This window comes from Corticimicrobacter sp. (assembly GCF_040137905.1).
Lineage (GTDB): Bacteria > Pseudomonadota > Gammaproteobacteria > Burkholderiales > Burkholderiaceae_B > Corticimicrobacter.
Map to the genome: position 1 here is coordinate 57,112 of NZ_JBEFDG010000066.1, position 12,445 is coordinate 69,556.

A 12,445-nucleotide genomic window follows, 5' to 3' on the forward strand; every position below is an offset into this window, starting at 1 on the left:
AAATGCCTGCTTCCGGAAGGAAGCAGGCATTTTTTGTCGTCGGGCCCCAGTCCCAGGGCAAAAGCGCCGCCTTGGCAGGCAACGCTGGAACTGCAGATCAGACAATCCGCGAAAAGCTCGCCAGTCGTCCGCTGGCGCGGATATGGTAATCGAAGGTCATGGCGATGGCCCGGATGAAGAACCAGCCTGTGGGCGTCACCTGGATGCCCTGGGGCGTGCGTTCCAGCAGGCCGTGCTCTTCGAAGGCATCGAGTTCCGACAGCTCGGTGGCGAAGTAGTACTGGGGATTGATGCCCAGGTGGCAACTGGTGAGCTCGTAATCGAGGCGGCCCTGGCACATCAGTTCCATGATGACGGCGCGTCGGATCAGGTCGTCGCGCGTCAGCTTGAGGCCGCGTTCGATGGCGAACTGGCGCTGCGAAATACGGGCATAGTATTCGTCGAGCGTCTTGACGTTCTGGCTGTAGGTCGGGCCGATGCGGCCGATGGCCGAGACGCCGAGTGCGATGATGTCGCAGTCGGGGTGTGTGCTGTAGCCCTGGAAGTTGCGCTGCAGCCGGCCTGCTTGGCGCGCCTTGGCCAGAGTGTCATCGGGCAGGGCGAAGTGATCCATGCCGATGTAGACATAGCCTTCGTCGAGAAAGTCATTGATGGCGCTCTGCAGCAGCGTCAGTCGGGTCGGTGCCGACGGCAGGTCGTCTTCGCTGATGCGGCGCTGGGGCTTGAAGCGGGTTGGCAGGTGCGCATAGGCGTACAGGGCGATCCGGTCGGGACGCAGTGCACGCACGCGTTCCAGCGTGGTGGCAAAGGACTCTGCGGTCTGGAAGGGCAGGCCGTAGATCAGGTCCATATTGATGGACGTGTAGCCCAGTTCGCGGGCCCCTTCCATCAGGTCGCGTACCGATTCGTAGCTCTGGATGCGGTGGACAGCCTTCTGGACGGTTTCGTCGAAATCCTGAACGCCGAAGCTGAGGCGATTGAACCCCATGGCCTGCAGGCTGGCGAGGCGTTCGCGGTTGGCCGTGCGGGGATCGACCTCGATGGAGATCTCGGCATCCGAGGTGATGCTGAAGGCATGGCGCAGGCTGGCCATCAGCCGTTCGAGTTCGGCATCGCTCAGGAAAGTCGGTGTGCCGCCGCCGAAGTGGATCTGGGATACCGGCTGGCCTCGTCCAAGCGCCTGCACATGCATGTCGAGTTCGGTCTCGAGTGCATCGAGGTAGGGCATGGCCCGCTCATGGTGCTTGGTGATGATCTTGTTACAGGCGCAGTAGTAGCACAACGACTCACAGAACGGAATGTGCAGATAGACCGAGAAGGGTGCTCGCTTGCCGATGTCGGTACCGATGACCCGATGCTGGAGTGCCTGCGAATATTGCAGCGGTCCGAATCTTTCATTGAAACGGTCTGCTGTGGGGTACGAGGTATAACGTGGCCCGCTGGTATCCAGTTTTGCCCTGAGCGCGTCAGAGAAAACCGGACGGATGATAGACGAAGTCGTGGGCGTGTTGGTGTGCATGGACAGATTGTGCGATGGGCGTATGCCCATCGCTTTGATTTGCCTCAAAGTGGCGGACGATGACCCGCCGGCACCAAGGGTTTCCACCGATTGGGGGGCCGGCGGCGGTTCGCTGCCGAGGCCCGCTTCAGTGCTGTGCCGCAGCCTTGAATTCCTGGCGGAAGCGATGCAGCAGTGGCTCGGTATAGCCGTTGGGTTGGCGCAGTCCTTCGAAGACCAGTGCTGTGGCTGCACGGAAGGCGAATGAGGTCTCGAAACGCCCATGCATCGGTGCGTAGGCGGGATCGCCGGCATTCTGTCCGTCGACGATGCTGGCCATGCGCCGGAAGGTTTCCTCGACCTGCGTGCGGGTTACGATGCCATGCAGCAGCCAGTTGGCGATATGCTGGCTGGAAATGCGCAGCGTGGCCCGGTCTTCCATCAGGCCGACATTGTGGATGTCGGGCACCTTGGAGCAGCCGACGCCCTGTTCGACCCAGCGCACCACATAGCCCAGGATGCCCTGGACGTTGTTGTCCAGTTCCTGCTGGATGTTTTCGGCAGACCACGGATGGTCGGCCGGCACCGGGATGGTCAGGAGGTCGCGCAGCAGTTCGTCGCGGACCGAGGCCAGGCGGATCTGTTCCAGTTCCTGCTGGATCGAGGCCACGCTGACCCGATGGTAATGCAGGGCGTGCAGGGTGGCAGCCGTGGGCGAGGGTACCCAGGCTGTATTGGCACCTGCCTTGGGATGGGCGATCTTCTGCTCCAGCATCGCCGCCATCAGGTCGGGCATGGCCCACATGCCTTTGCCGATCTGGGCGCGGCCGCGCAGGCCGGTGTCGAGACCGGTCAGTACGTTGCTGCGCTCATAGGCCAGGATCCAGGGGGTGCTCTTGATGTCGCCCTTGCGGTAGACCGCACCGGCGCGCATCACGCTGTGGATTTCGTCGCCGGTACGATCAAGAAAGCCCGTATTGATGAAGGCCACGCGTGCGGCGGCGGCCTGGATGCAGGCCTTGAGGTTGACGCTGGTGCGGCGCTCCTCGTCCATGATGCCCATCTTGAGCGTGTGGCGCGGCAGCTTCAGCAGGTCCTCGACGCGGGCGAACAGGGTGTCGGCAAAGGCCACCTCGTCGGGTCCGTGCATCTTGGGCTTGACGATGTAGACAGAGCCGACGCGCGAGTTGCCCTTGCGCGGCAGGTCGTGCAGTGCGCACAGGCTGGTGAGCACGCCGTCGAGGATGCCTTCCGGGATCTCGTTGCCGTCTCGGTCGAGGATGGCCGGGTTGGTCATCAGGTGGCCGACGTTGCGGATGAACAGCAGCGCACGGCCGTGCAGTGTCAGGGTCGAGCCATCGGGCGCGGTATAGCTGCGGTCGGGATTCAGGCGGCGGGTGAAGGTCTTGCCGTTCTTGGCGACTTCTTCGGTCAGGTCGCCGCGCATCAGGCCGAGCCAGTTGCGGTAGATCTCGGTCTTGTCCTCGGCATCGACGGCGGCAACCGAGTCCTCGCAATCCATGATGGTGCTCAGCGCGGCCTCGACCAGGACATCCTTGACATGGGCCGGATCGGTCTTGCCGATGGGGTGGCTGGCGTCGATCTGGATTTCGAGATGCAGGCCGTTATGGCGCAGCAGGATGGCCTGCGGGGCTGAACTGTCGCCCTGGTAGCCGCGAAACTGGTCGGGCTGCTTCAGTCCGGTCGTGCCGTTCGCCAGGGAAATTCTGAGGGCGCCGTTTTCGATGGTGTAGCCGGTGGCGTCGGCATGCGATCCCTGTGCCAGTGGGGCCGCTTCGTCGAGCGCGGCCCGGGCGTAGGCGATCACTGCTGCTCCCCGCTTGGGGTTGTAGCCGCTGCCGGCTTCCTGGCCGTTGTCGGTGGGAATGACGTCGGTGCCGTAGAGCGCATCGTACAGGCTGCCCCAGCGTGCGTTGGCGGCATTCAGCGCATAGCGCTTGTTGGAAATGGGCACGACCAGTTGCGGACCTGCCTGTTGCGAGATCTCGGGGTCGACCTGGTCGCTGCCGGCCTTGACCTGTCCGGGTTCGGGAGCCAGATAGCCGATGCCTTCCAGGAATGTCCGGTATGCGGCGATATCCTGGATCGGGCCGGGGTGAGCGGTATGCCAGGTGTCCAGTTCGGCCTGGAGCTGGTCGCGGCGGGCCAGCAGCTCGCGGTTGCGCGGTGCGAGCTCGTGGACCAGCGCCGAGAAACCCTGCCAGAAACTGTCGCTGTCGAGGCCGGTGCCCGGCAGTGCCTCGTCCTGCACGAAGCGGTCGAGGATCTCGGCGACCTGGAGGCCGTGGCGGGAGGTGCGGGTAGTCATTTTGTTTGTCTCCTGTGGCGCGTGGATGGAATGCTGCAAGATAGCAACCAGTGTATGGACTGGCGGCATAAATAAAAAGGATGTAAAAGTAGATTTATTTTTTACTTAAAGTATAAGGTTGGCATGGATCGCTTCAAGCAGATGAGCAGTTTCGTGGCTGTCGCCACGCTGGGCAGCCTGTCTGCTGCCGCGCGTGATGAAGGGGTGACGCCAGCCATCATTGGTCGGCGCATCGATGCCCTGGAAGCACGGCTGGGCGTCAAGCTGCTGGTGCGAGCCACGCGGCGGCTGTCGCTGACGGCCGAAGGCGAAACCTTCCTGGCTGAATCACAGCGTATCCTGCGCGACCTCGAGGCCACCGAAGGCATGGTGGCACAGGGTAGCCGGCGTCCCAGCGGCCGTCTGCGGGTCAGTGCTCCGGCCGGTTTCGGGCGGCGCCATCTGGCCCCGCTGTTGCCAATCTTTGCGCGTGCCTGGCCGGATGTCCATGTCGCACTTGAGTTGAACGACCGTCTGGTGGATCTTGTCGAGGAGCGCTTTGACTGTGCAGTGCGTATTGGTGATCTGGTCGACTCCAGCCTGATCGGCATCCGGCTGGCCGATAACCAGCGGGTCGTGGTGGCAGCACCTGCCTATCTGTCGCGCCGGGGGTGCCCGCGTACGGTCGCCGATCTGGCGCATGTCGATTGCCTGACTTTCGGTGGTGCCGGGGGCAACCAGTCGCGGGGCTGGCTTTTCAGCGTCAAAGGCCAGACCGTGGCGCAGCGTGTCAGCGGGGCACTGGAGTGCAGCGATGGCAGTGTGCTGCATGAGTGGACACTGCAGGGTCTGGGGCTGTCGTGGCGATCGATGTGGGAGGTGCGCGATGACCTTGCCCAGGGACGGCTGGTGACGGTGCTGGATGAATTCCGTGCCCCGCCCAACGGGATTTTCGCTATCCTTCCGGAACGCAAGCATTTGCCGTTGCGCACGCGGGTGTTCGTGGACTGGTTGCGGGACAGTTTTGCCCGCGATTTTTGATCACCTGCGCGCTGAATCTGTATTGACTGATACCTGGAGCATGAGCATGGGGCACCGCCTGAGTGTGATTTCAACCCGTACCGGAGATGATGGCACGACCGGCCTGGGCGATGGGCGGCGGGTGGCCAAGGATGACCTGCGCATTGCTGCCCTGGGCGACGTGGATGAACTGAACAGTCATCTGGGCGTGCTGCTGGCCGAGAACCTGCCGGATCCGGTTGATACGGACCTGCTGGCCATCCAGCATGATCTGTTCGATCTGGGGGGGGAACTGGCCATTCCGGGTCATGTGATGCTGCAGGAGACACATGTGCAGCGTCTGGATCGCATGCTGGCACACTACAACGCGACGTTGCCGCCCCTGCGCGAATTCATCCTGCCTGGCGGCAGTCGGCCGGCGGCGTTGGCGCATGTGGCGCGTACCGTGGCGCGTCGGGCGGAGCGGTCGGTGGTGGCGCTGGCGCGTCAGGAGACGTTCGGTGTCCTGCCGCAGCAGTATCTCAATCGTCTGTCCGACCTGCTGTTCGTGCTGGCCCGCAGCCTCAATGCCGTTGCCGGTGGCCAGGACGTTCTGTGGGATCGCTCCTGGAGCCGCAATCGGCCCCAGTCCTGATCATCGGGCTCAGCCCTTGCGTCTGTTGCGGATGAAGAAGTAGACCACGCCCAGGAACACGAACCAGAGCGGCGTGACGACGAGCGCCAGGGCCGTATCGGGTTTCTGGGCCAGTGCCCACAGCACGAAGCCGAAGAAGGCGAAAACGACCAAGGCCATCGGCACACCACCCGGCATCTTGAAGTGCGAGCGTGCGTGCAGTTCGGGGCGCGTGCGGCGGTACTGAATGTACGATGCCAGGATGATCGACCAGACGAAGATGAACAGCACGGCCGAGATCGTGGTGACCAGCGTGAAGGCTTCGATGATGCTCTTGCCTGCGTACAGCAGGGCGACACCTGACAGCAGGAAGATGCACGAGAAGAACAGGGCGTTGACGGGCACTTTGCGCTTGTTGAGTTCGCCGAGCTTCTTGGGGGCATGACCACTGTCGGCCAGGCCGAAGATCATGCGCGAGGTCGAGTAGATGCCCGAGTTGGCGCTGGAGGCCGCCGATGTCAGGACCACGAAGTTGACCACATGGGCGGCGATGCTCAGGCCGGCCAGCGAGAACATGGCGACGAACGGGCTGTGCTCGGGGCTGATGCGATCCCAGGGCGTGACCGTGACGATCACGAAGAGCGCGCCGACATAGAACAGCACGATGCGCCAGGGAATGGAGTTGATGGCCTTGGGCAGGTTGCGCTCGGGATTTTCGGTTTCGGCGGCCGCGGTGCCGACCAGCTCGATACCGACGAAGGCAAAGACGGCGATCTGGAAACCCGCCACGAAGCCCATGAAGCCGTTGGGGAAGAAGCCGCCATTGGCCCATAGGTGCGTGATCGAGGCTCGCGTGCCATCGGGCAGGGCAAACTGGGTCAGCAGCATGAACATGCCGGTCACGATCAGGCCCACGATGGCGATGATCTTGATCAGTGCGAACCAGAATTCGATTTCACCGAAATTGCGTACCGATGGCAGGTTGAGCACCAGTAAGACCAGGATCAGGCCCAGTGCCGGTATCCACAGCGCCAGTTCCGGAAACCAGAACGCCATGTAGCCGGCCACGGCTACTACGTCGGCTACGCCGGTCACGATCCAGCACAGCCAATAGGTCCAGCCGGTATAGAACTTGGCCCATGGGCCGAGCAGGTCGCCGGCGAAGTCGGCAAAGGAGCGGTAGTGCAGGTTGGACAGCAGTAGTTCGCCAAGCGCCCGCATGACGAAGAACAGCATGAAGCCGATGATGGCGTAGACCAGCAGGATGGAAGGCCCGGCCAGCGAGATCGTCTTGCCTGAACCCATGAACAGGCCGGTGCCGATGGCACCACCGATGGCGATCAGTTGCAGGTGGCGGTTGCTGAGATTGCGGGCGAGCCGGGTCGGCTCTTCCTGCCCATCGTGGGCGGTGTGGTGCGAAGGAGCTGCGCTCATGGTGTCAGGATGTTTCAGGAAGGAAACCTTGAAGTGTACGGCAACTTTTCAGGCAGGGTGATCCAGCATTGCGCAGAGCGATTGGCATGACATCCATTGTTTGTTTTTTCAATACGGTAAGTTTGAATGTGTTGTATTTGTTTTTTGATGAGAGGCAGATAAGATGCATGGCTGTAGCAGAGGCCTTTCCGGACAGTCGATCCTGTTGTGTGTAGCCAATCAATCATCCAGGAGAAAAACATGGGCATGAAAAAAAACGTATGCGCTTTTTCCGTTGCCGCGCTGGCCGTGGCGCTGGCAGCCTGCAGCGATGAATCCAGCAAGGCACCTGCCGCTGCTGTGAGCCAGGAAGCACCCGCGATCCAGGCCACCTCTGTGCAGCCACAGGCAGAGGTCCTGATCACCGAGGTGTTCAATCCGGGTGAGGCGGCCATTTTTGCCGTGTCGTCGGTGCTGGTGCAGGGCAAGGACGAGGCTATCCTGATCGATGCCCAGTTCTCCGCCGAACAGGCTCGCAAGCTGGCGGACCAGATCAAGGCCAGTGGCAAGAAACTGAGCACCATCTATATCAGCCATGGCGATCCCGACTACTACTTTGGACTGGATACGCTGCAGGCCGCGTTCCCGGAGGCAAAAATTCTGGCAACGCCCCAGACCATTGCTCATATCGAGGCCACCAAGGATGAAAAGCTGAAGGTCTGGGGGCCGCAACTGGGCGAGAATGCCCCTGGCAAGATCATCGTGCCGCAGCCGCTGGAAGGCGATACGCTGACGCTGGAAGGCCAGGAACTGAAGATCATTGGCCTGGACGGTGCCACGCCGGATCGTACCGTGGTCTGGATTCCGTCGATTCGTACTGTGGCGGGTGGCATTCCGGTGCTGTCAGGCGAACATGTGTGGATGGCCGACACCCAGACGCCGGAGTCGCACAAGCAATGGCTCGAAACGCTGGCACAGATCAAGGCGCTGAATCCGGCAACCGTGATTCCGGGCCATTTCGTCGGAACGCTGCCCGAGGGCGTGGGCGCGGTTGACTTTACCAGCGAGTATATCCAGGCATTCGACGAGGAAACGGCCAAGGCCGCCAATTCGGCCGAGTTGATCGCGGCCATGCAGGCCCGCTATCCCGGTCTGGGTGGGGACGGCTCGCTGGAATTGAGCGCCAAGGTCGCCAAGGGCGAAATGGAATGGAAATAAGCGCCTGAAGGGGCGGCCTTGGGCCAGACGTTGAATGTAAAAACGGTCATTGCCGCAATGAGGCAATGACCGTTTGATGGCCTGGATGGCTGTTGCGCACAGGGCGACTCAGCCTGGGAAGGTCATGTGATCAGCTGTTCAGGCTGTCGATGTAGCGGTTGCGGCTGTCGTTGCTGCGGTTGTACTGCTCGACCAGCCGGTTGAACGAATTGATCATGCTGTTGTAATTGCTTTCCAGGGTTTGCTGGTTGGCGATATTGCGGCGCACATCCTTGATATTACTCAGCAGGGAGGATGCATAGCTTTCGAGCTGCGGCCAGAACGGATCGGTAGGATAAGAGGTTTTCTTGTCCGGCCGGATTTCGTCGGGATGGCTGTCTGCATAGGCCTTGGCGGCATCATAGACTTGCTGATAGGTCGTTTCGATCGCCTGCAGGTTTTCAGTGGTCGCGCGATCCTGCTGGATCAGGGCCTCGATGCCGTCGGCAGCCAGGCGGGCTTCCAGCATGAGGTTCTCGGTATGCCACCAGGCATCCTTGCCGTTGCGCTGTTCCATGGCATCCAGCGTCTTGCGCTGCAAAGCCAGATTGCGTGCAGCCACGATTGTATGGATATTGTCCGACGTTGCGAACAGGTTCTGGAACAGCGGCTCGATCTGGGCCTGCAGGGCCTTGCCCTTGGCCATCTTGTCGTCTTTGTAGTCATGCTGGGCGTAGTAGGTATCGACTTCCTGGACCAGCGGCAGCAGTTGGCGCAGGGTCTGGGCGTAATCGGCACCGGCTTGGTCCAGTTCCGCGTCGACAGGTTCGGTCTTGATGATGGCTTCCAGCCCCTCTGCGCAGCTCAGGACGCCGGTATATTGGTCGCCGTGCTGTTGCAGCGTGAATTTGGTCTGGAGGCTCCACATGGCCATTCTGTCATTTGCCAGTTGACCTTCATAGGTGTCATGGTAGCGGGCATAGCTGCCGCGCCACTTGTTGTCCACGCCGTTGACGCAGGTGATGAATGGTTCCATCTTGGTCACGATGGCCGTGTCTTCCTGCGACAGCAGAGGGGTTGTGTCCTGACTGTTCAGCAACGAATGGAACAATCCCATCTTGTAGGCTATCAAGGCGGCAAAAATGGCCACCGCGACCAGGCCGTTTACTACTTTCTTCATGCATACTCCAGCAAAATGAAAAGGCCCCGGATGTGGAGCAGGGGGATGCCTGGCACATGCGGGGAACGAAATCGCGGCGGAATTGTAACAATGCAGGGTTTTCCCTGATTGGGTGAAGTAGTAAAGAAAATGGCGCAATTCTCTGAGGAATTGCGCCATTTTGTTTTATTTGAAACTATTTGTTATTGCGGCACGACGAAGCTCGATTTCTCCTGGAGGCCGATTTCATTGCCGCCGGAGGATTTTCCTTCGGCCACGAACTTGATTTCGTGCAGGCCAGCCTGCGCCTCACTGGCCGGCATGCGGACAATGACCGGCTCCAGACGGTTGGCTGCGGGCTCCAGCGTGATGTGCGATGTCCGCTGCTGACCGATCAGGACTTCGAGGTTTGGCAGGCCGGTTGCCTGGATGGTCAGCGTAAGGGGTTCTTCGGCAGCATTGATCATCTGCAGGCGGTAGACATTCTCGATCCAGCCGCCGGGCGCTTCACGCCCCAGGGCACCGCGGTCACGGATGACATCGATGCGCAGCGGATTGCGGGTAGCCAGGGAGCCGATGAATACAGCGATGAACACGACAATCAGCGTGGTGTAGACCAGAATGCGTGGTCGGAACGTATGACGGCGGACCTCCTGCGGGCTCAGTCGTTCCGTGATGGCGCGTTCCGAGCTGTAGCGGATCAGGCCGCGGTCATAGTTCATCTTGTCCATGACTTCGTCGCAGGCATCAATACAGGCACCGCAGCCAATGCACATATATTGCAGGCCGTTGCGGATATCGATGCCGGTCGGACAGGCCTGCACGCAAAGGCTGCAGTCCACGCAATCGCCCAGGCCTGCCGCCTTGTGGTCGGTCTTGCGGGAACGCTTGCCGCGCGGGTCGCCGCGTACTGGATCGTAGGTCACGATATAGGTGTCCTGATCGACCATCACACTCTGGAAGCGGGCATAGGGGCACATATGCTTGCAGACCTGATCGCGCAGCACGCCGCCGAATCCCCAGGTCATCAGGCTGTACAAACCCAGCCAGAACCATTGCCATGGGCCAAGAGACAGGTTTACCAGGTCATGCCCGAGTTCGCGAATCGGCGCAAAATAACCAATGAAGGTGAAGCCGGTGATGAACGCGACCAACGCCCACAAGACGTATTTTGTGGATTTCAGGCGCAGCTTGCGCCCATTCCAGGGACCCTCGTCGAGTCGGATGCGGGCCATCCGGTCTCCTTCGACGTGCTTTTCGATCCACATGAATATTTCCGTGTAGACCGTCTGGGGACAGGCGTAACCGCAGAACAGGCGACCGGCTACTGCCGTGAACAGGAACAGCCCGAATGCCGACAGGATCAGCAAAAAAGTCAGGTAGATCACATCCTGTGGCCACAGGACCAGCCCGAAGATATAGAACTTGCGCGCACCCAGGTCGAACATGAATGCCTGGCGATCATTCCACGTCAGCCAGGGCAGTCCATAGAAAATGATCTGTGTGAACCAGACCATGGCGATGCGCCAGTTGGCATACAACCCCCTGACCGACTTGTTGTAGATCTTGCCGCCCGTGTCCGTCACAGTCGGCTGGATATCCTGTATTGCCTTCATGGAAATCGTGGCCGACCCATCAGCTTGTGGCTTGGACAGGGCTGAGGGTCCGGGTTTTCGAGAGGCCTCTTCTGCTTTCACGTGATGCTCCGGGTTGCGTTGGATCAAATGAGAATTCCAACATTATGCATACTATTGTGGTGTGATATCGTATTGTAGGTTTTATGTATGTACCATGATTTTTGTCAAGGAAAGAGTCCGGCATGAACCAGGCGCAACCTGACGGCCCGTGGCGGCCGAGTATCGACCGGACACATGGTCCGCTGTATCTTGCCATTGCAGATGTCATGCAATCGGATATTCTCGCCGGTCGCCTTCGAGGCGGAGACCGTTTGCCGCCACAGCGGCAACTGGCTGAACACCTCGATATCGATTTCACCACCGTGACGCGTGCCTATGCCGAAGCGCGGCGTCGCGGTCTGGTCGAAGGGCAGGTCGGGCGCGGCACTTATGTCCGACAGGCTACACCTGCCCGGACCCAATTGTCACGGGGGCAGGTCGATCTCAGCATGATCATGCCGCCCCGTTTCGATGATGCTGCCGTGGTGGCGCGCATGTGTCGGGGCATGGCCGAGTTGCAGACTGGGGATGTATTGGGCCTGCTGCTGCGCTACCAGGAAGCGGGCGGTACCGAGCATGATCGCATGGCGGGGGCCCGCTGGCTGGCGCGTCGCCTGGATGGTGCGCCCGAGAACAGGTTGCTGGTGTGTGCCGGAGTTCAGGGCGCGCTGGAAATCGTACTGAACATGCTGGCTGCGCCGGGGGATGCGATTTGCGTCGAGGCACTCAGCTATTCCGGCTTTCTGTCTCTGGCGGCACATCAGGGGGTGCGCCTGCTGCCTATCCCCATGGATGATCAGGGTCTGCAGCCAGAAGCCTTCGAAGCGGCCTGCAAGACCCAGCGTCCCAAGGCACTGTACTGCAACCCGACCCTGCACAATCCCACCACGGTGACCATGCCGCTGGCGCGACGCAAGATGTTGATCGATATTGCCCGTCGCTATCATGTACCCATCATCGAGGACGATGCGCACGGTGCCTTGCCGCTGTATCCCGAGCCAGCCCTGGCGCGGCTGGGCCCGGATGTCGTCTATTACATTGCCGGTCTGGCCAAATGCCTGTCGCCGGCCTTGCGGATCGCCTATCTGGTGCTGCCGGATCCTCGCCAGTTCAACGGGGCCATCCATGCCATGCGCGGCACGGCTGCAGTGGCATCCCCACTCACGGCGGCGCTGGCAACGCAGTGGATCGAGGACGGCACGGCCGATGCCGTACTGGAAGCAATCCGGCGCGAAGTCGGGCTGCGCCAGTCCCTCGTGGCGGAGATCCTGCCGGAAGGGATGTTCCAGGCCGATCCCTGCGGATCCCTGGTCTGGCTGAACCTGCCGCATCCCTGGACACGCCGTGAGTTTGTCGCCAGCATGCGTGCCGAGGCCATCGGCGTGGTGGGCAGCGATGCCTTTTCGACCGGCATGCCGCCCGAGGCAGTGAGGCTGGGGGTCGGCGTCGCAGCCGATCATGACGAACTGGCCCGCAGCCTGCACCGGGTGGCCTATCTGCTTGCCCATCCGCCTGCAGCCACGACCATGGTGGTGTGAATGTTGAAATGCATGTCGATACT

At 61.1% G+C, this 12,445-nt stretch carries 9 protein-coding genes; 4 read left to right on the forward strand and 5 right to left on the reverse strand.

The features are described from left to right. Positions 1 to 97: 97 nt before the first annotated feature. On the reverse strand, positions 98 to 1,519 hold the full coding sequence (gene hemN / locus ABN482_RS10950) for an oxygen-independent coproporphyrinogen III oxidase (RefSeq protein WP_349504072.1): 1,422 nt from the start codon (positions 1,517 to 1,519) through the stop codon (positions 98 to 100). A gap of 127 nt (positions 1,520 to 1,646) precedes the next feature. Further along, on the reverse strand, positions 1,647 to 3,827 hold the full coding sequence (locus ABN482_RS10955) for a malate synthase G (RefSeq protein WP_349504025.1): 2,181 nt from the start codon (positions 3,825 to 3,827) through the stop codon (positions 1,647 to 1,649). A gap of 123 nt (positions 3,828 to 3,950) precedes the next feature. Between ABN482_RS10955 and ABN482_RS10960 the strand changes: the two genes are divergently transcribed. Together ABN482_RS10960 and ABN482_RS10965 are read left to right on the forward strand one after the other, a co-directional pair. Then, a complete protein-coding gene (locus ABN482_RS10960) occupies positions 3,951 to 4,847 on the forward strand; it encodes a LysR family transcriptional regulator (RefSeq protein WP_349504026.1) in 897 nt (298 codons plus the stop codon). 46 nt (positions 4,848 to 4,893) lie between these two features. Next, entirely contained in the window at positions 4,894 to 5,460 is a 567-nt protein-coding gene (locus ABN482_RS10965) for a cob(I)yrinic acid a,c-diamide adenosyltransferase (RefSeq protein WP_349504027.1), read from the forward strand. Between the two features lie 9 nt (positions 5,461 to 5,469). Here the strand turns inward: ABN482_RS10965 and cycA are convergent, their stop codons facing one another. Continuing rightward, on the reverse strand, positions 5,470 to 6,873 hold the full coding sequence (cycA, locus tag ABN482_RS10970) for a D-serine/D-alanine/glycine transporter (protein ID WP_349504028.1): 1,404 nt from the start codon (positions 6,871 to 6,873) through the stop codon (positions 5,470 to 5,472). A gap of 246 nt (positions 6,874 to 7,119) precedes the next feature. Here cycA and ABN482_RS10975 point away from each other — a divergent pair, with 246 nt between their 5' ends. After that, positions 7,120 to 8,070, forward strand: a complete 951-nt coding sequence (locus tag ABN482_RS10975) for an MBL fold metallo-hydrolase (protein ID WP_349504029.1) — start codon at positions 7,120 to 7,122, stop codon at positions 8,068 to 8,070. Positions 8,071 to 8,200: 130 nt separating this feature from the next. Here the strand turns inward: ABN482_RS10975 and ABN482_RS10980 are convergent, their stop codons facing one another. Together ABN482_RS10980 and ccoG are read right to left on the reverse strand one after the other, a co-directional pair. Beyond that, positions 8,201 to 9,229: a DUF3829 domain-containing protein gene (locus ABN482_RS10980; RefSeq protein WP_349504030.1), complete on the reverse strand. Its 1,029-nt coding sequence runs from the start codon at positions 9,227 to 9,229 to the stop codon at positions 8,201 to 8,203. A 182-nt stretch (positions 9,230 to 9,411) separates the two neighbouring features. Then, entirely contained in the window at positions 9,412 to 10,824 is a 1,413-nt protein-coding gene (gene ccoG, locus ABN482_RS10985; protein WP_349504031.1) for a cytochrome c oxidase accessory protein CcoG, read from the reverse strand. Positions 10,825 to 11,027: 203 nt separating this feature from the next. Between ccoG and ABN482_RS10990 the strand changes: the two genes are divergently transcribed. Beyond that, positions 11,028 to 12,422, forward strand: a complete 1,395-nt coding sequence (locus ABN482_RS10990) for an aminotransferase-like domain-containing protein (protein ID WP_349504032.1) — start codon at positions 11,028 to 11,030, stop codon at positions 12,420 to 12,422. Positions 12,423 to 12,445: the final 23 nt, after the last annotated feature.

What these genes read in the sequence shown, in the direction of transcription:
- ccoG (WP_349504031.1), bottom strand. Translation starts at nt 10,824, where the DNA reads ATGAAGGCAATACAGGATATCCAGCCGACTGTGACGGACACGGGCGGC.
- cycA (WP_349504028.1), bottom strand. Translation starts at nt 6,873, where the DNA reads ATGAGCGCAGCTCCTTCGCACCACACCGCCCACGATGGGCAGGAAGAG.
- hemN (WP_349504072.1), bottom strand. Translation starts at nt 1,519, where the DNA reads ATGCACACCAACACGCCCACGACTTCGTCTATCATCCGTCCGGTTTTC.
- ABN482_RS10955 (WP_349504025.1), bottom strand. Translation starts at nt 3,827, where the DNA reads ATGACTACCCGCACCTCCCGCCACGGCCTCCAGGTCGCCGAGATCCTC.
- ABN482_RS10990 (WP_349504032.1), top strand. Translation starts at nt 11,028, where the DNA reads ATGAACCAGGCGCAACCTGACGGCCCGTGGCGGCCGAGTATCGACCGG.
- ABN482_RS10975 (WP_349504029.1), top strand. Translation starts at nt 7,120, where the DNA reads ATGAAAAAAAACGTATGCGCTTTTTCCGTTGCCGCGCTGGCCGTGGCG.
- ABN482_RS10980 (WP_349504030.1), bottom strand. Translation starts at nt 9,229, where the DNA reads ATGAAGAAAGTAGTAAACGGCCTGGTCGCGGTGGCCATTTTTGCCGCC.
- ABN482_RS10960 (WP_349504026.1), top strand. Translation starts at nt 3,951, where the DNA reads ATGGATCGCTTCAAGCAGATGAGCAGTTTCGTGGCTGTCGCCACGCTG.
- ABN482_RS10965 (WP_349504027.1), top strand. Translation starts at nt 4,894, where the DNA reads ATGGGGCACCGCCTGAGTGTGATTTCAACCCGTACCGGAGATGATGGC.